This window comes from Psychrobacillus antarcticus (assembly GCF_029533155.1).
Lineage (GTDB): Bacteria > Bacillota > Bacilli > Bacillales_A > Planococcaceae > Psychrobacillus > Psychrobacillus antarcticus.
Genome location: NZ_JAIZDB010000015.1, coordinates 17,800 through 35,344, shown reverse-complemented (window position 1 = coordinate 35,344; position 17,545 = coordinate 17,800). Strand labels below are relative to the sequence as shown.

At 36.3% G+C, this 17,545-nt stretch carries 18 protein-coding genes and 1 other annotated feature; all 18 genes read left to right on the top strand.

Translation table 11 applies throughout. From position 1 onward, the window contains the following. Positions 1-6 precede the first annotated feature (6 nt). The 18 genes from LDK52_RS09540 to LDK52_RS09455 all read left to right on the top strand — a co-directional run bounded on the left by LDK52_RS09540 (position 7) and on the right by LDK52_RS09455 (position 17,518). Positions 7-729, top strand: a complete 723-nt coding sequence (locus LDK52_RS09540) for a DUF881 domain-containing protein (RefSeq protein WP_277585729.1) — start codon at positions 7-9, stop codon at positions 727-729. A gap of 1 nt (position 730) precedes the next feature. Then, positions 731-1,081, top strand: coding sequence for a small basic family protein (locus LDK52_RS09535; RefSeq protein WP_211893547.1), 351 nt, complete (start codon positions 731-733; stop codon positions 1,079-1,081). 99 nt (positions 1,082-1,180) lie between these two features. Next, entirely contained in the window at positions 1,181-2,470 is a 1,290-nt protein-coding gene (ftsA, locus tag LDK52_RS09530) for a cell division protein FtsA (protein ID WP_277585728.1), read from the top strand. Positions 2,471-2,512: 42 nt separating this feature from the next. Next, positions 2,513-3,679, top strand: a complete 1,167-nt coding sequence (gene ftsZ / locus LDK52_RS09525) for a cell division protein FtsZ (RefSeq protein WP_277585727.1) — start codon at positions 2,513-2,515, stop codon at positions 3,677-3,679. A gap of 1,177 nt (positions 3,680-4,856) precedes the next feature. After that, positions 4,857-5,699: a sigma-E processing peptidase SpoIIGA gene (locus tag LDK52_RS09520; protein ID WP_277585726.1), complete on the top strand. Its 843-nt coding sequence runs from the start codon at positions 4,857-4,859 to the stop codon at positions 5,697-5,699. Next, positions 5,699-6,406 (top strand): RNA polymerase sporulation sigma factor SigE, encoded by a 708-nt coding sequence (sigE, locus tag LDK52_RS09515; RefSeq protein ID WP_277585725.1) that lies wholly within the window; start codon positions 5,699-5,701, stop codon positions 6,404-6,406. The genes LDK52_RS09520 and sigE overlap by 1 nt, the downstream gene beginning before the upstream one ends. Positions 6,407-6,495: 89 nt before the next feature. Further along, positions 6,496-7,275 carry an RNA polymerase sporulation sigma factor SigG gene (sigG, locus tag LDK52_RS09510; protein WP_277585724.1) on the top strand — a complete coding sequence of 260 codons (780 nt, stop codon included), beginning with the start codon at positions 6,496-6,498 and terminating at the stop codon, positions 7,273-7,275. Positions 7,276-7,363: 88 nt separating this feature from the next. Next, entirely contained in the window at positions 7,364-7,597 is a 234-nt protein-coding gene (locus LDK52_RS09505) for a YlmC/YmxH family sporulation protein (protein ID WP_277585723.1), read from the top strand. An 82-nt stretch (positions 7,598-7,679) separates the two neighbouring features. Beyond that, positions 7,680-8,381, top strand: a complete 702-nt coding sequence (locus tag LDK52_RS09500; protein WP_277585722.1) for a YggS family pyridoxal phosphate-dependent enzyme — start codon at positions 7,680-7,682, stop codon at positions 8,379-8,381. After that, positions 8,378-8,857, top strand: coding sequence for a cell division protein SepF (locus LDK52_RS09495; protein WP_277585721.1), 480 nt, complete (start codon positions 8,378-8,380; stop codon positions 8,855-8,857). Before LDK52_RS09500 ends, LDK52_RS09495 begins: the two co-directional genes overlap by 4 nt. 23 nt (positions 8,858-8,880) lie before the next feature. Continuing rightward, positions 8,881-9,144, top strand: a complete 264-nt coding sequence (locus tag LDK52_RS09490) for a YggT family protein (RefSeq protein WP_277585720.1) — start codon at positions 8,881-8,883, stop codon at positions 9,142-9,144. 48 nt (positions 9,145-9,192) lie between these two features. Next, on the top strand, positions 9,193-9,981 hold the full coding sequence (locus LDK52_RS09485; RefSeq protein WP_277585719.1) for a YlmH family RNA-binding protein: 789 nt from the start codon (positions 9,193-9,195) through the stop codon (positions 9,979-9,981). Positions 9,982-10,078: 97 nt separating this feature from the next. Next, positions 10,079-10,588: a DivIVA domain-containing protein gene (locus LDK52_RS09480; protein ID WP_277585718.1), complete on the top strand. Its 510-nt coding sequence runs from the start codon at positions 10,079-10,081 to the stop codon at positions 10,586-10,588. A 49-nt stretch (positions 10,589-10,637) separates the two neighbouring features. Continuing rightward, positions 10,638-10,861: a binding site (T-box leader), on the top strand. Between the two features lie 78 nt (positions 10,862-10,939). Continuing rightward, positions 10,940-13,690 carry an isoleucine--tRNA ligase gene (ileS, locus tag LDK52_RS09475; RefSeq protein ID WP_277585717.1) on the top strand — a complete coding sequence of 917 codons (2,751 nt, stop codon included), beginning with the start codon at positions 10,940-10,942 and terminating at the stop codon, positions 13,688-13,690. 336 nt (positions 13,691-14,026) lie between these two features. Further along, on the top strand, positions 14,027-14,503 hold the full coding sequence (gene lspA / locus LDK52_RS09470; protein ID WP_277585716.1) for a signal peptidase II: 477 nt from the start codon (positions 14,027-14,029) through the stop codon (positions 14,501-14,503). Further along, positions 14,503-15,429: an RluA family pseudouridine synthase gene (locus LDK52_RS09465; protein ID WP_277585715.1), complete on the top strand. Its 927-nt coding sequence runs from the start codon at positions 14,503-14,505 to the stop codon at positions 15,427-15,429. Before lspA ends, LDK52_RS09465 begins: the two co-directional genes overlap by 1 nt. Positions 15,430-15,628: 199 nt before the next feature. Beyond that, a complete protein-coding gene (gene pyrR / locus LDK52_RS09460) occupies positions 15,629-16,171 on the top strand; it encodes a bifunctional pyr operon transcriptional regulator/uracil phosphoribosyltransferase PyrR (RefSeq protein WP_277585714.1) in 543 nt (180 codons plus the stop codon). A gap of 27 nt (positions 16,172-16,198) precedes the next feature. Continuing rightward, entirely contained in the window at positions 16,199-17,518 is a 1,320-nt protein-coding gene (locus LDK52_RS09455) for a solute carrier family 23 protein (RefSeq protein ID WP_277585713.1), read from the top strand. Positions 17,519-17,545: the final 27 nt, after the last annotated feature.

The following is a 17,545-nucleotide window of genomic DNA, read 5'->3' as shown; positions in this document are numbered from 1 at the left end:
CGAATAATGAAAAAAACCGTCTATATTCGGTTCACCATAATTTTGTTGATAATTGGTTTTATGTTATCGGTACAATATAACACCGTACAAGATCCTAAAACTAGAGACACAAGAGACATATGGGCTATTCGTCAAGAGCTATCGGTAGAAACAGAAACACACTCCGAGTTACTGTCCGAAGTTTATATGTTAGATCAAACAATTCTTAAGTATGAGAACATGGTAAATGAGAGTGCGGAATTCGCATTAAAAGATACTGTGGAGCAACTAAAAGAAGATATTGGTCTAGATGAATATACCGGTCCAGGACTCACTATAAAAGTAGAGCCATCATTAGAAAGCATTGCACTTGGACAACCTGTAGAAGGCATTTCACCAGATTTACTTATTCGTTTGATCAATGAAATTAATCGTTTCAAAGCAAAAGATATAGAAGTGGATGGTAAACGAATTATATATTCTTCACCAATAAGAGATGTAAATGGTAAAACTACAGTGAATAATATATCCGTCAGAAATGCTCCATTTACGATTAAAATTGGAACATCCACTTTCGAAGATGCACAAAAAATGTACAATCAATTGGAGGCTTCAACAATTGGTGATGATTTCTATATCGACAATTTAAAGCTTAAGATTGGGGAGCCCGAGCACAAGATCACCATTTCAGCTTTTGACCAAACAATAAACAACCGATTTTTAAAAGAAGTACCAGAAGGGGAGTCATGAAATGTGGTTGCCATTATTAGGGCTGATACTTGGGATTTCCCTCGGTTTATTAACGGAAATACAGATTCCTGAAATATATGAAAGTTATTTATCAATAGCGGTATTGGCAGCACTCGATACTCTATTTGGTGGAATACGTGCTCATCTCCAGCATGTTTATGATGACAAAGTATTTGTTTCAGGATTTTTCTTTAACATAGGTCTTGCCGCAGCTTTAGCATTTTTAGGCGTACACTTGGGGATAGATTTATACTTAGCTGCAATTTTTGCGTTTGGTGTGCGATTATTTCAAAATATAGCAGTTATTCGTCGAATTATGCTGACAAAATGGTCAGAAAGAAAAAATCAATAAGTTTATATGTGTAAATTGACTATTTCTTTAGAAAATTTTAGACTTTATATCATTTTTACACTAGAATAATAAATAAGAGTTATTAGGAGGTGCCACGGGTTGAATCAATCAGAATTATACGTATCACTAGATATTGGGTCGTCTTCGATTAAGGTCTTAATCGGCGAAATGAATGATGACTCGCTGCATGTAATAGGCGTAGGAAATGTAAAATCAAACGGAATAAGAAAAGGCACCATTGTAGATATAGACGCAACCGTACAATCTATCAAAAAAGCTGTTAGTGAAGCCGAAAGAATGATTGGCATGTCTATTCATGAAATCGTATTAGGCATTCCAGCAAATATGGCAAATATACAAAATGTTAAAGGTGTAGTTGCTGTTAATAGAGAGGATAGAGAAATAACAGATGGAGACTTAGAACGTGTGATTGAGTCTGCACAAGTGATGTCAATCCCTCCTGAAAGAGAGCTTATTAATATAGCACCAAAACAATTCATCGTCGATCACTTAGAGGAGATTAAAGATCCTCGGGGGATGATTGGTACTCGTCTAGAGCTAGACGGTATAATGATGACTACATCTAAAACAATTTTACATAACGTGTTAAGATGTGTAGAAAGAGCTGGTCTCCAAATAAGAGAAATTTATTTACAGCCTTTAGCTGGAGGTTATTTCGCTTTAACAGAAGATGAAAAAAATCATGGCACAGCTTATATTGATATAGGCGGGGGTTCCACGACAATTGCCATCTTCAATGAAGGTCACTTAATCAATACTTCTGTTATTCCTGTTGGTGGGGATCATGTTACAAAAGATTTATCGATAGTATTGAAAACACCAACGGAACAAGCAGAAATGATTAAATTAAAATATGGACATGCCTTCTATGATGACGCTTCGGATGATGAATTATTTGAAGTACCAGTAATAGGGGCAGATATGAAAGAACAATACTCTCAACGGTATATTGCTGAAATCATTGGAGTTCGACTAGAAGAACTATTTGAACTGGTTCTGGAAGAATTTTATCGACTTGGTTTACAGGACTTACCAGGAGGGGTAGTTATTACTGGTGGGGTTTCTAAACTGGAAGGCTTAGGACAGCTTGCTAGGCATATTCTCCAAACACGAGTGAGATTATACACTCCAGATTATATTGGAGTTCGTGAGCCACAATATACGACTGCAGTTGGTCTTATAAGATATGCCTATAAAGAAGACCTTTTCTATGGTAAAATTGGTAGTAGCCATGCGTTAGCGCATTCGGTTTCAAATGAAGCGGTTGCCGTATCTAAAAAACAAAAACAAACTGCTCAAATGACTAATGAACACAAAGATAGTGCAATGACAAAAGCAAAGAGATTTTTTGACAAATTTTTTGAATAATAATCCCTTAATCGTAGCAGAGAGAGCATAGGAGGCAATAGCATGTTAGAATTTGAAACAAATGAAGATCAATTAGCGGTCATTAAAGTTATTGGAGTCGGTGGTGGCGGTAACAACGCTGTAAATCGCATGATTGAACATGGTGTTCAAGGGGTAGATTTCATCGCTGTTAATACAGATGCCCAAGCTCTTAATATGTCAAAAGCCGAAGTAAAGCTACAAATTGGTGGAAAACTAACACGCGGTCTTGGTGCAGGAGCAAACCCTGAAGTAGGGAAAAAAGCTGCCGAAGAAAGTAAAGAATTGATCGAGGAAGCTCTGAGAGGAGCAGATATGGTCTTTGTCACAGCGGGTATGGGTGGCGGTACTGGAACTGGTGCAGCACCAGTTATTGCTCAAATTGCACGTGATTTAGGGTCATTAACAGTAGGTGTTGTAACTCGTCCATTTACTTTTGAAGGTCGTAAACGTTCTACGCAAGCAGTTGGTGGGATTGGTATGATGAAAGAGTCAGTAGACACATTAATCGTCATTCCAAATGACCGTTTGTTAGAAATAGTTGACAAAAACACGCCGATGATTGAAGCATTCAGAGAAGCGGATAATGTTTTACGTCAAGGGGTTCAAGGTATTTCTGATTTGATCGCAGTACCTGGTCTTATCAACCTTGACTTTGCAGATGTAAAAACAATTATGTCCAATAAAGGCGCGGCTCTAATGGGTATTGGTATTTCTGCAGGAGAAAATCGTGCTGCAGAAGCTGCGAAAAAAGCTATTTCAAGTCCACTACTTGAAACATCCATCGATGGTGCAACTGGTGTCTTGATGAATATTACGGGTGGTTCTAATTTAAGTCTGTTTGAAGTTCAAGAAGCAGCGGATATTGTTGCCTCTGCCTCAGATGAAGAAGTTAATATGATCTTCGGTTCGGTTATTAATGATAACTTGAAAGATGAAATAGTTGTCACGGTAATTGCAACTGGATTTAACGAAGAACATGTAACACAAAAACAACCACGTAGCACAGGTTTTGGTGGGAACAGAGCACCACAACCAACTGCAACAGCACCTATCCGTGAACAACGTAAAGAAGAAGTGCCGCAACAACAACAACAAGCACCTCAGCAAGAACGACATGTATCTCATAACCAACAAGATGATGCATTAGATATCCCAACATTCTTAAGAAATCGTCAACGCAGAAACTAATACATTAAAAAAGCAATCACCTCGGTGGTTGCTTTTTTAAAAGATAAGAAAGTATATAAAAATGTACCGTGTACACGAGCAGAAATCAATGGCATTTCTACATTTTACTTAAAGGACCGGGCGTTTTTTTGCCCGGTTTTTCCTATATTTAGGCTATGTTAAAGATAAAGGTTGATACTAATCTTTTAATATACACTTTGGTCGTAATGAGCATCATAGTATAGTTTTCTTCATACGCTTACTTGAGGTGAATAAAATGGAATTACTTTCTGAAAAGGATGCATTGAACTGGATACTTTATGTTCTTTACTTCGGGTTTCCTATCCTAATAGTAATAAATTTAGGTGTATTAATAACTTTAATCCAATTAAAGAGAAGAAATAAAAGATAAAATATAACCCAAAAGGAACAGAGTAATTGTTCTTTCTTTTTTTGAACACTAATTTTAACCACGTATTAATTGCGTCACTAGCCGGGGGATACGTAAGTACCTGTGGAGCTTAATAATTGCGTCAGCTAAACAGTTCGCCCCCTACTTGAGTAGTACTCTAGTAGGGGATATTGCATAGCCTCTCGCTAAGATGATTAGAGTAGTCCAAGTTATTGAAGGGATAAAATTGTCTTTTTAATTAGGGATACTATTCTATAAGGAAAGAGGAAGAAAGTAGATTTTCTCTTATCTAGTGGAAAAAAAGAAATAGTTAGTGCTACCTAAATAAAGAAGCGAAAGAGCGAACGAAATTGTATCTTCGTGAGCTTCTATTATGAATAGGAGAGTTTCATATCTCTAGTTACCCAAAAATGAACTAACCTGTTTTTTATAGTTGTAGGAGGGCGACAGACAGTCAAAAGCCATAAAATTATCGTGAAAAAAGAGGTTGGTCGTGACGTCAGTCACGACCAACCTCTTTAAAAAATCCAACGGTAATCATATAGCAATAAGTCTGTCCTAGGCCTTTCGAAAACAATAAAAACAGGTTTAAATATTAAAAGAAAAGGCGTTTTTTTCCCGAATATGTATTAAATAGTTAGAGGAAATAACCTTTACGTACCTATTTGTTAAAATCACCATTAATCCAAATTATTATTATGTCGTAAAAAAAGAACATTTTGGAACGTTATTTTGACAAATTTCTTACACTTTAGATGCTAAGCTTTAGTCAAAAGGAGGGAAACTATGTATGCGGAAGTAATGATTGTAACAAATACTTTTTTCAATTATACCGTTTTAGCATTTGCCAATAAAATAGGATGGATTGAAAATGAGAAAAAGTATTTATTTCTATCTGCTCTAACTGCTGGAGTAATCACAGTTGTTTTCTCTCATTCTTTGAGTACAATATTTTTATCTTTTTTTGTAATGATTGCTATCGCTTTTTGGAAAAAACGCTCACAGATTGTTAAAGCAATTATATTAACGTTATTGGCAAGTGTTTTTGCTGGTGGTTTACTTACTGCAATTGCACCTTTGTATAACTATAGTAGTAATTGGTTTATGATTATCAACTTTGCTTTGATTGCTACTGGTGGTTTATATTTTTTAGCCAAACATGTACTTCATCTGAATATCGCACATGTAGAAAGGGAGCTCCTATATCCATCTGAGGTTACGTTGTTTGGCGTTTCAAAAGAACTGACACTTTTCATAGACTCAGGTAATGTGTGTACGGAACCACTTTCCAATGATCCTGTCCACTTTGTGGCAGCAGAAATGTTAAAAGAAATATTGCCACAAGCGCTCTTTACAGCAATTAGTGATTGGGAGTTTGATGGAAGGACCGGATTAGACAAGATTCCTAAAGAATATGCAAGTAAATTACGTTTAATCCCAATTGCAACGATTCAGAAGCATAAAACATGGGTTGTTGGTATTAAGTATGATCAATGGTTAGTTGACAGTCAGACTTTACCTAAAGGATATATTGTTATGACAAAAGCGAAAGAAAAGTTTCCACATGAGGCAGATGGGATATTGCATAGTTCCTCATATTTTCATTTGAAGAAAAGGAGTGTAGGGTAATGCTGATGAAATGGTTACGTAAAATTTACTACTGGGTACTTTCTTTTAGGCGAAAAAGTGTACATTATATTGGTGGCAATGAATCATTACCTAAGCCGTTATCTAGAGACGAAGAGAGAGAAATGCTACTAGCATTTGCGGACGGCGACGACCACGCTAGAGATGTATTAATTGAAAGAAACTTAAGACTAGTTGTTTATATTGCGAGAAGATTTGATCAGACAAATACGAATATAGAAGATCTTATCAGTATAGGTTCTATCGGTCTTATAAAGGCTGTAGAGACGTTTAATCTCGAAAAAGGTATCAAGCTTGCAACTTATGCTTCTAGATGTATAGAAAATGAAATATTAATGCATTTAAGAAAGACTAATCGTATGAAATCAGAAGTTTCTTTTGATGAACCTTTAAATTCTGATTCCGACGGGAATGAACTGTTACTTTCAGATATTTTAGGTACTAGTGAGGATTTAATCATTGAGGATGTGGAGAAGAAACTAGAGCGCCAACATGTATTTGAAGCAATAAATTTACTGGGAAATAGAGAGAAGTATATTATGCAATGTCGATTTGGTTTAAATGGTAAAGAAGAAATGACTCAAAAAGAAGTAGCCGATCATTTAGGTATTTCGCAATCATATATATCTCGTTTAGAAAAGAAAATCATTTTAGATTTAAAGGAGCTGTTAAACGAACCAATTGCCTAATGGGTGAAATTGGATAGAACGTTTTAGAATAATCTTTTATATACCGGACAAACTGACTTAGAACAATTAAAAAGTCCGGAGGAAGATCTATGACGAGAACAAAAGTTGAATTATGCGGCATTGATACATCTAAGCTTCCTTTACTTAAGCATGAAGAAATGAAAGCATTATTTATTCGATTACAAGCTGGTGAAGACTCTGTTAAAGATGAGCTAGTAATGTGTAATTTAAGGTTAGTATTAAGCCTAGTTCAAAGGTTTGCGTACCGAGGAGAACAAGCAGATGATTTGTTTCAAGTTGGTTGCATTGGACTCATCAAGTCTATTGAGAATTTCGATCTAAAGCATAACGTCCGTTTTTCTACGTATGCAGTTCCTATGATAATTGGAGAAATAAAAAGACATTTACGTGATCACCATTCAGTAAGAGTATCAAGATCGTTAAGAGATATTGCATATAAAGCTATGAAAGCAAAGGAACAGTTTATAAACGAGCATTTACAAGAGCCAACCTTGGAGGATTTGTCGAAAGAACTGGATATTCCGGTAGAGGATATATTAATTGCTTTAGATGCCATTCAAGATCCAGTATCTTTGCAAGAGCCAATATTCAGTGATGGTGGCGACGCTATTTATATGATGGACCAATTATGCGATAATGATGTATCCGAAGATCAATGGGTCACTTATTTTACTGTGAAAGAAAGTTTTCAGAAGCTAGATACAAGACAAAAGAAAATATTAACAAAAAGAATTTACTATGGAGCTACACAAACAGAAATAGCAATGGACTTAGGATTATCACAGGCTCAGATTTCACGATTAGAGAAAAGTGCTTTATCGAGCATTCAAAGTCAATTAAATTTATAAGGGTATCAATTAGCTAAAACGCTTTTTTCTTTCTAGAAAAGAGCGTTTTTTTCATTTTCATTCATATAATGTATAAAGGGGGCAAAGAATGAAATTTTCAGATGCACAGCAAAAAGAAGTAATAGAAGCGAAAAGTGGCCAATTACTAGGTTATATTGTCGATGCCGAAATTGATAAGGACACTGGCTTTATTATTTCATTTCTAGTGGAGGAAAATGGCGCATATCCAACTTTTTTTAATAAAAAAAGAGACACGAAGAAAATAGCAGTACAAAATATAGCAATAATTGGAAAAGACGTTATAATTGTATCGAAAATATAGATTTACAATGTTCATCATTGATAAAACGGCTTTTCATTGATACAATAAACATAAAACATTAGATGAAAAGTTGGGGTTTCGAATGACAAACGTACAACAAAATTTAGAACAAATAAAACAACGTATGCAAAATGCTAGCGACCGTTCTAATCGAAAGGTAAAAGATGTTACTTTAATAGCTGTAACAAAAGAAGTTTCGGTTGATCGAACTAATGAGGTAATGGACAATGGTGTTCTGCACTTAGGAGAAAATAGACCTGAGGGTTTACAGAAAAAGTTAGATGCCATTTCTAACATTTCTAATGATGTCAGGTGGCATTACATAGGTACTTTACAAACAAGAAAAGTTAAATCAGTTATTAATAATATAAACTTCCTACATTCGTTGGACCGGATGAGTTTAGCAGATGAGATTGAGAAAAGGGCTACTTCCACAAAAGATTGTTTTGTACAAGTAAATGTCTCGCAAGAAGAGTCAAAACATGGATTGCCTTTTGCTGAAGTAGAAGCATTTATAGATCAACTCAAAAACCATGAACGCATTCGCATTATTGGTTTGATGACAATGGCTCCGAATACGGAAGATGACTCCATCATACGTGATGTATTCCAAAGGTTAAAACAACTGCAAATTAAAATTGCAGCTAAAAAAATAGCCAATACACCTTGCACAGAACTTTCCATGGGAATGTCTGGGGATTATGAAATCGCAATTGAAGAAGGTGCTACTTTTATAAGAATCGGAACAGCATTAGTTGGAAAAGAGAGGGAGGGAATTGTATGAGCATGAAAAACTGGATGAAAAATTTCTTCTACTTGGATGAAGAGGAAGAAGCATCAGAAGCGCAGCAATTAAGATCCCAGCATCAAAAACCTGTTGATAATAATATAAAACAGCAAACTGGAAAATCCGCACCAAAAGAACGTAAATTCAATACGATTCCTAAAGAAGCGATTACTCCTAATCTTGTAAGTATTCAAAACGTACAAAAGTCATCAAAAGTAATATTGATAGAGCCACGTGTGTATGCAGAAGCACAGGATATATCTGAACACTTAAAAAGTAAAAAAGCAGTAATCGTAAATCTGCAACGTATTGATAAGGAGCAGGGAATTCGAATAATCGACTTTTTAAGTGGAACAGTGTACGCTTTAGGTGGAGACATACAAAGAATAGGTACGGATATATTCCTTTGTGCACCAGATTCTGTAGAAGTAGATGGCGCAATATCGGATTATTACTATAACGACCTAGATTAACAGAGGAGTGGAATTAATAACTTATGGGATTAGTTTTATATTTAATAAGTTGGGGTGTTCAAATCTATACATATGCATTAATAGCATATATTTTAATGTCATGGGTACCGAGCATTCAACAATCGGGTTTCGGAAAGTTTTTAGGAAGAATATGTGAACCATACTTAGAACCGTTTAGAAAGATTATTCCTCCACTAGGTATGATTGACATCTCACCTATCGTAGCAATTTTTGTATTAAACCTAGCAATGAAAGGTATATATTATTTAGCTAATATAGTTACCTAACCTCACTTCCGTGGGGTTTTTTACTATAGTTGAAAGGGAAATATGACCATGGAAAATGTATTGCAACATTTTAGAAAAGAAGAACAGCCTTTTATCGAGCAGGTTGTGAGTATGATGCGTGAAGTAGAGGATCGATATGCTCCTAAGTTGACGGACTTTCTAGATCCAAGACAGCAATTTATCGTAGACTCCATTCGTCGCCAATATGCAGATATTGGTTCTAGCGCTGAAGGTGCACTGGAGGATGCTGAAAGGAAAAGAGTACTACTGTTTCCGTCTTATTATATTGCATCGACTAACGATTTCTCTATGAGAGTAGTAGAAGTTCATTATCCCAATAAATTTGTAACGTTAAAGCACAAGGATGTTCTTGGTTCAATGATGTCACTAGGAATTGATCGTAGTAAATTTGGTGATATACGCGTACAAGAAGGTGCCATTCAATTCGTTGTTGCTTTAGAGGTATTAGATTATGTTCGAGCAAATTTCACATCTATTGGGAAAGTGAAAGTTCAGATAGACGAAATTGAAGATTCCATCAATTATTTTGAGCAACAGGAGGAATGGATAACCGAGACTTTAACGGTTAGTTCCCTCCGATTGGATACAGTAATTGCCTCGGTTTTTAATATATCTCGTCAAAAATCAGCATCCCTCATTCATAGTGGGAAAGTCAAAGTGAACTGGTCTGAAAAAGATCAGGTATCCCTTGAGTTACAAGAGCTTGATTTACTTTCTATAAGAGGGCATGGTAGAGTAAAATTAATAATGATTGAAGGAAGAACAAAAAAAGAAAAAATTCGATTACAAATTGGTAGGTTAGAACTAAAAAGCTGATTTTTATAAGAATATTTCAAATTTAGATGTTTTCACCTCCTTGAAAATGTATAATGGTAGAAAGAATGCAAGAATAGTAAGTAGAGGAGATGTTAAAATGCCACTGACACCACTTGATATACATAATAAGGAATTTGGTAAAGGATTTAGAGGATACAATGAAGATGAAGTAAATGAATTCCTTGATCAAATTATGAAAGACCTTGAAATTTTGATGAAAGAAAAAAAGGAATTAGAAACGAACCTAAAAACTTCAAGCGAAAAGGTTGGTCATTTTACTTCGCTTGAAGAGACACTACATAAGTCCATTGTTGTAGCGCAAGAAGCAGCGGAAGAAGTCCGTCGCAATTCACAAAAAGAAGCGAAACTGATTGTGAAAGAGGCAGAGAAAAATGCTGATCGCATTGTCAATGAAGCTCTTACGAAAGCTAGAAGAATTGCGATGGAAATTGAGGATTTGAAAAAACAATCTAAAGTTTTCCGAAATCGTTTTAAAATGTTAGTCGAGGCTCAACTAGACTTGATCAACACAGATGACTGGAATCATTTAATGCAATATGATGTGGATACGGAAGCCGTTGATCGTATATCTGTGACGGAAGATTAACATTTCTTGACTCATCGTCATACTTTACCTATAATAATTTCATATCATATAGTATGCGTAGAAAAAGACGTCTAAATTTGTTTTCGACATAGCGACTTGAGGATGGTGAGAGCTCAGGAAAAGAAACTTATTTAGAATATCACTTTGGAGCAAGGGCACTGAACTTTTTAGTAAGTGTCTTCGGTTTGTGCCCCGTTATGGCATTCTAAGCGGCGATTTTTAAGTCAAATCGCAAGTAGGGTGGTACCGCGAGCATAACTCCTCGTCCCTTTTTGGGATGTGGAGTTTTTTTGTTTTCGGTACTACTTTTAAAGTAAGTACTCGTGCTTTTATTAATTAGGAGGTAATAAGATGGAATACAAAGACACATTATTAATGCCAAAAACTGATTTCCCAATGCGTGGAAACTTACCGGTGAAGGAATTAGACATTCAAGCAAAATGGGCAGAGCAGGATATTTATAAAAAAGTACAAGACCATACAAAAGGTCAACCATTTTTTGTATTGCATGATGGACCCCCCTATGCGAACGGCGATCTTCATATGGGCCACGCATTAAATAAAGTATTAAAAGATATGATTGTCCGCCACAAATCTATGACAGGTTACCATGCCCCTTATGTTCCAGGCTGGGATACGCATGGTCTTCCAATCGAGCAAGCGCTAACGAATAAAGGTGTAAAACGTAAAGAAATGTCTTTAGCAGAGTTTAGAAAGCTTTGTGAAGAATATGCCTATCAACAAATCGACAATCAACGCTCTCAATTCAAACGTTTAGGTGTTCGTGGAGATTGGGAAAATCCGTATGTTACATTGACTCCTGAGTTTGAATCACGTCAAATTGAAGTATTCGGTTCAATGGCTAAAAAAGGATATATTTATAAAGGATTAAAGCCTGTTTACTGGTCACCATCAAGTGAATCTGCATTAGCAGAAGCTGAAATTGAATACCAAGATAAAAAATCACCATCTATTTATGTAAGCTTTGAAGTGACGGAAGGTAAAGGTGTCCTTGAAGAAGGAACAAAATTTATCATTTGGACTACTACACCATGGACAATTCCTGCAAACCTAGCTATTGCATTAGACCCTAAAGTGGAGTATGCAGTTGTCAAAACGAACGGTTCTAATTTTGTTGTTGCACTAGATTTAGTAAAATCTGTTGTGGAGGAATTAGGCTGGGAAGAATATACAGTGGAACGGACACTACTAGGGAAGGAAATGGACCGCTTAGTTGCAAAACATCCATTATATGATCGTGATTCTTTAATCATTTTAGGAGATCATGTTACTACTGAATCTGGTACTGGATGTGTTCATACAGCTCCTGGTCACGGGGAAGATGACTTTTACGTAGGGAAAGCTTACGGATTAGAGGTTCTTTGTCCAGTTGATGACCGCGGTGTAATGACAGATGAAGCACCTGGGTTTGAAGGGTTATTCTATGACACAGCGAACAAAGCAATTACTGAAGCGTTAGAGGCTGCAGGTGCTCTTGAAAAACTTACATTCTTTACACATTCATATCCACACGACTGGCGTACGAAAAAACCAGTTATTTATCGTGCAACTGCACAATGGTTTGCTTCCATTGAAGCATTTAGAGATGAATTACTTCAAGCAGTTCGAGATACGAAGTTCACTCCTGCATGGGGGGAGACGCGTTTATTTAACATGATTCGTGACCGTGGAGACTGGTGTATTTCTCGTCAACGCGTATGGGGAGTTCCGATTCCAGTGTTTTATGGGGAAGATGGAGAACCTATTCTGACAGAAGAGACTATTTCACATGTTTCTAAATTATTCCGTGAGCACGGTTCTAATGTTTGGTTTGAAAGAGAAGCGAAGGAATTACTACCAGAAGGGTATACACATAGTGGAAGCCCGAACGGTATCTTTACGAAAGAAACAGATATTATGGATGTTTGGTTTGACTCGGGCTCATCTCATCATGGTGTTCTTGAAGAACGTGATGATTTAGTGTTCCCAGCTGACCTATACCTAGAGGGGTCGGATCAGTATCGTGGTTGGTTTAACTCTTCATTAATCACAAGTACTGCTATGCATGGCCACGCTCCTTATAAAGGTTTGTTAAGCCACGGTTTCACATTGGATGGAAATGGCCGTAAAATGAGTAAATCATTAGGGAACGTAATTGTTCCTTCTAAAGTGATGAATCAGTTAGGAGCAGACATTGTACGTTTATGGGTAGCTTCTGTTGATTATACTGCGGATGTACGTGTTTCTGATGCAATCTTCAAACAAGTATCCGAAGTTTATCGTAAAATCCGTAATACATTCCGATTCTTACATGGTAATATTAGCGATTTCCACCCTGTTAATAATCGTGTGGAATTTAAAGATCTTCGTGAAGTAGATCAATTTATGTATATGAAGCTTCAAGAAGTAATTACTACTGTAAGAGCTGCATATGATCGCTATGATTTTGCAAGTGTATACCATACGGTGAATAACTTTGTATCAAGTGAATTAAGTTCATTTTACTTAGATATTGCAAAAGATGTAGTTTATATTTACGGGGAGGATCACCCAGATCGTCGTGCTATGCAAACAGTTATGTACGATACATTATTAGCGCTACTAAAATTAGTAACACCTATTTTACCTCATACAACAGATGAGCTTTGGGCTTATTTAGAGCATGAAACGGCGGAAAGTGTACAATTAACGGATATGCCAGAAGCAGTAGATTATCCAGAATTCAAAGAGTTAGCAACTAAATGGGCTAAAATTATGGAAATACGTGACGATGTATTAAAAGCATTGGAAGAAGCACGTAATGCAAAAACGATCGGTAAATCATTAGAAGCAAAAGTAGCATTATATGTAAATGATGATTATAAAACATTGTTTGATACGGATGCGATTGACTTCGCTCAGTTATTCATCGTTTCTAAGTTTGAATTAGGTGGTGCTCAATCTGAAGCGCCTGCAAATAGCTTGGCATTAGAATGTGCTTCAGTTGTAGTAGAAAAAGCAGATGGTGAAAAATGTGAGCGTTGCTGGACAATTTCCGAAACAGTTGGAACAAATGAAGCACACCCAACTTTATGTGCACGTTGCGCAGAGGTTGTTAAGTAAATAATTGAAGTAACGAAATGTGGTCCTATTATTAGGATCACATTTTTTTAGATTGGGCAGCTAGATTATGTAGATAAAAAGAAATGCTCACTAGTCTGGAAAAATAATAATATTCCAACTAAAGTATCGATAATTCCAACTAAGAACCTGCCGAGAGCTAAATTCAAATTTTGTTAATTGTTTTTACAACTTTCACATTAACCTTCCATCACTATTCGGACGATTTCCACTTTTTTAATTTACTCTGCTCTTTTACGGATTGTATGGTTTTGTGTTAAACTAGGTGGAGAGTGTTCAATTTTACTTAAATAGAATTTGTTATGTGGGGGAAATAATGTGTGGAAATTTTATGGACTGGCGGCTTTTGTCATTGCGTTAGATCAATGGACAAAATGGCTTGTCGTTAAAAATATGACATTTGGTGAACGAATTATTATGTGGGACCCTTACCTAGCGCTACTCTCTCATAGGAATAGAGGAGCAGCCTGGGGCATTCTACAAGGAAAAATAGGATTCTTTACCATTGTTACTGTCATCGTCATCATTGGAATTGTCTACTACTTTCATAAAGAAGCAAAAGGTAAACCAATGTTTCAAATTGGTTTGATGGTGCTACTTGGTGGAGCAATAGGGAACTTTATTGACCGACTTTGGAGAGGCGAAGTAGTTGATTTCGTCGATATTTTAATACCAATTATCAATTATGAATTTCCAATCTTTAATGTGGCGGATGCAGCACTAACTGTTGGAGTTGTAATGGTAATAGTATTCGTGTTTCAAGAAGAACGAGCTGAAAAGAAAAAGGTGAAGTAATGGAAGATTTAACATTTATTATTGAAAATGAACAAGCAAAAGAGCGTATTGATAAAGCACTTGCATCTTTTGAGTCAGATTGGTCACGTACACAGATCCAAGGTTTTATTAAAGATGGACATGTTACCGTGAATAATGAACCAGCAAGATCGAATTATAAAGTGAAAGCAGGAGATGTTATTATCGTAACACCTCCAGATGCAGTGCCACTGGATATCGAAGCTGAAAACTTGAATTTAGAAATTGTCTATGAGGATGAAGATGTAGTAGTTGTGTATAAACCTCGTGGGATGGTTGTACATCCTGCGCCAGGACATACTACTGGTACACTAGTTAACGGGTTGATGCATCAGATCAAAGATTTGTCAGGTATTAATGGGATTATGCGTCCAGGAATAGTGCACCGTATTGACAAAGATACGACTGGTCTATTAATGGTTGCTAAAAATGATGTAGCCCATGTATCTTTAGTTGATCAATTAGTAAAGAAAACAGTTACTCGTAAATACACAGCAATTGTACACGGTCGTATAGCGCATGATAAAGGAACAATTGATGCACCTATCGCACGTGATAAAAGAGAAAGACAAAGCATGGCAGTAGTGGATAATGGCAAACATGCAGTTACTCATTTCCATGTGTTAGAAAGATTTGATAAATTTTCACTAGTTGAATGCCAATTAGAAACTGGTCGAACGCATCAAATTCGAGTGCATATGAAGTATATCGGTTATCCACTTGCGGGAGATCCAAAATACGGTCCGAAAAAAACGATTAATTTTGACGGGCAAGTTTTACATGCGGGATTATTAGGGTTTATTCATCCGAAATCGGGAGAATACTTAGAGTTTTCTTATCCATTGCCTGAAGATTTTAATGATTTAATACAAAATTTACGAAATCAATCATTGATTAATGAGGATTAATATTCTATACTAATGAAAGAAATAATAAAAAACTATATAGCTTCACCTTTAATAACAGTCCAGAGAGGCTGAGAAGGTACATGTGAACGTGACTCGCTATCAATCTGCGGATTTATAGGAATCACTCTACTTGCGCATTTACAACCTTCTAGGCTCTCGAGCTTAGAAGGTTTTTTATTTTATTCAGAGGGGATGAAAAATGGTGGGAGAAAAAGCAAATATTCTAGATGAGCAAGCGATAAATCGAGCACTCACAAGAATTGCACATGAAATTATTGAACGCAACAAAGGTATTGAAGAGTGTATTCTAGTAGGCATCAAAACTAGAGGAGCTTTTTTAGCGAAACGTCTCGCAGATAAAATCGAAAGTATTGAGGGCAAGCCCATAAAAACAGGTGAGCTTGATATTACGTTGTATAGAGATGATCTATCCTTAAAGAATGATACGGGCGAGCCATTAGTACAGCAAGTTGACATAACCCATGATGTAAAGGATAAAAAAGTTATTCTTGTGGACGATGTGTTATATACGGGACGCACTGTCCGAGCAGCGATGGATGCAGTCATGGATTTAGGAAGACCATCACAAATTCAACTGGCTGTTTTAATCGATAGAGGTCATCGTGAGCTTCCAATTCGAGCAGATTATGTTGGGAAAAATATACCCACCTCAAGCGGTGAGAGAATTGTTGTTAAAGTTACGGAAACAGACGAAGTAGATGCAGTATCTATATACGAATAAGAATCTATTTAAAGGTAGGGAAAATTCATGTCAAATGCCATTTTAGATGTAAATGATAAGCCATCAGGTGGGCAACTCGTCACCTTAAGTTTTCAACATATGTTTGCCATGTTCGGATCGACCATATTAGTACCGCAGCTAGTAGGTTTAAGTCCAGCAATTGCATTATTAACAAGTGGGATTGCAACTATAATCTTCTTACTCGTAACGAAATTCCAAGTACCTGCATATTTAGGTTCTTCTTTCGCTTTTATTGCACCAATCATTATCGCAGTAAATGGATTAGATGAATCTGGAAAAGCTATTAATCCAGGAAATGCCATGATCGGTGCAGTTTTCGTAGGGTTAGTTTACGGAATCGTATCTCTAGTCATTTGGAAAAGTGGTTATAAATGGATCATGAAGCTATTACCAGCAATCGTAGTTGGACCAGTTATCATGGTCATTGGATTAGGGCTATCTGGTGTAGCAGTTGATATGGCGATGAATATAACAAATGCTGGTACAGGCTTAAAAGATTATAGCTTCCTACATTTCTCAGCGGCTTTGATTACTTTATTTACAGCAATTGTCTGTACGGTATTCTTCAAAAATATCATTAGTACAATGCCTATCTTAATAGGATTAGTTGTAGGTTACATCTATTCCATCATCATTGGAATTGTTGACTTTACCCCAATAAAAGAAGCAAAATTATTCGCTTTACCAGAATTTTTAATACCAGGAGTAGATTATGACTTTGTTATTACTCCTAATATTTTGCTAGTGATGGTCCCAATTGTCATCGTAACGATCTCGGAGCATATTGGTCATCAGCTTGTGTTAGGCAAAGTTGTAGAAAGAGATTATATAAAAGAACCTGGACTGCATAGATCATTACTAGGTGATGGCTTAGGAACTTTAGTAAGCGCACTTATCGGTGGCCCACCTAAAACGACTTACGGTGAAAATATTGGAGTGTTAGCAATAACTCGTATATATAGTGTTTATGTCATTTTGGGAGCAGCTGTTGTGGCTATACTAATATCATTCTTTGGAAAAGCCATGGCGGTCATTTCTACGATACCAACAGCAGTATTGGGCGGTGTATCGATCCTGTTATTTGGGATAATCGCAGCAAGTGGATTGCGAATGTTAGTCGATGCAAAAGTGGATTTTGGCAATAGTCGTAATTTAGTCATTGCATCTGTAATTCTTGTAATAGGAATCGGTGGAGCAAAGTTCATCGTGACAGAAGCACTTAGCATTGAAGGAATGGCTTTAGCAGCAATTATCGGAGTTATATTAAATCTTATCCTACCTGGTAAAAAACAAGCAGAGGGAATAGATTTACAACAAACTAAATAGACCTTTTAATAAGTCGAACAGTGAGTC

Coding starts and splice junctions, on each gene's coding strand:
- ileS (WP_277585717.1), top strand. CDS start 10,940: ATGGAATACAAAGACACATTATTAATGCCAAAAACTGATTTCCCAATG.
- pyrR (WP_277585714.1), top strand. CDS start 15,629: ATGGTGGGAGAAAAAGCAAATATTCTAGATGAGCAAGCGATAAATCGA.
- LDK52_RS09465 (WP_277585715.1), top strand. CDS start 14,503: ATGGAAGATTTAACATTTATTATTGAAAATGAACAAGCAAAAGAGCGT.
- LDK52_RS09505 (WP_277585723.1), top strand. CDS start 7,364: ATGAAATTTTCAGATGCACAGCAAAAAGAAGTAATAGAAGCGAAAAGT.
- LDK52_RS09495 (WP_277585721.1), top strand. CDS start 8,378: ATGAGCATGAAAAACTGGATGAAAAATTTCTTCTACTTGGATGAAGAG.
- LDK52_RS09485 (WP_277585719.1), top strand. CDS start 9,193: ATGGAAAATGTATTGCAACATTTTAGAAAAGAAGAACAGCCTTTTATC.
- sigG (WP_277585724.1), top strand. CDS start 6,496: ATGACGAGAACAAAAGTTGAATTATGCGGCATTGATACATCTAAGCTT.
- LDK52_RS09500 (WP_277585722.1), top strand. CDS start 7,680: ATGACAAACGTACAACAAAATTTAGAACAAATAAAACAACGTATGCAA.
- LDK52_RS09520 (WP_277585726.1), top strand. CDS start 4,857: ATGTATGCGGAAGTAATGATTGTAACAAATACTTTTTTCAATTATACC.
- LDK52_RS09490 (WP_277585720.1), top strand. CDS start 8,881: ATGGGATTAGTTTTATATTTAATAAGTTGGGGTGTTCAAATCTATACA.
- ftsZ (WP_277585727.1), top strand. CDS start 2,513: ATGTTAGAATTTGAAACAAATGAAGATCAATTAGCGGTCATTAAAGTT.
- sigE (WP_277585725.1), top strand. CDS start 5,699: ATGCTGATGAAATGGTTACGTAAAATTTACTACTGGGTACTTTCTTTT.
- LDK52_RS09455 (WP_277585713.1), top strand. CDS start 16,199: ATGTCAAATGCCATTTTAGATGTAAATGATAAGCCATCAGGTGGGCAA.
- LDK52_RS09480 (WP_277585718.1), top strand. CDS start 10,079: ATGCCACTGACACCACTTGATATACATAATAAGGAATTTGGTAAAGGA.
- LDK52_RS09540 (WP_277585729.1), top strand. CDS start 7: ATGAAAAAAACCGTCTATATTCGGTTCACCATAATTTTGTTGATAATT.
- LDK52_RS09535 (WP_211893547.1), top strand. CDS start 731: ATGTGGTTGCCATTATTAGGGCTGATACTTGGGATTTCCCTCGGTTTA.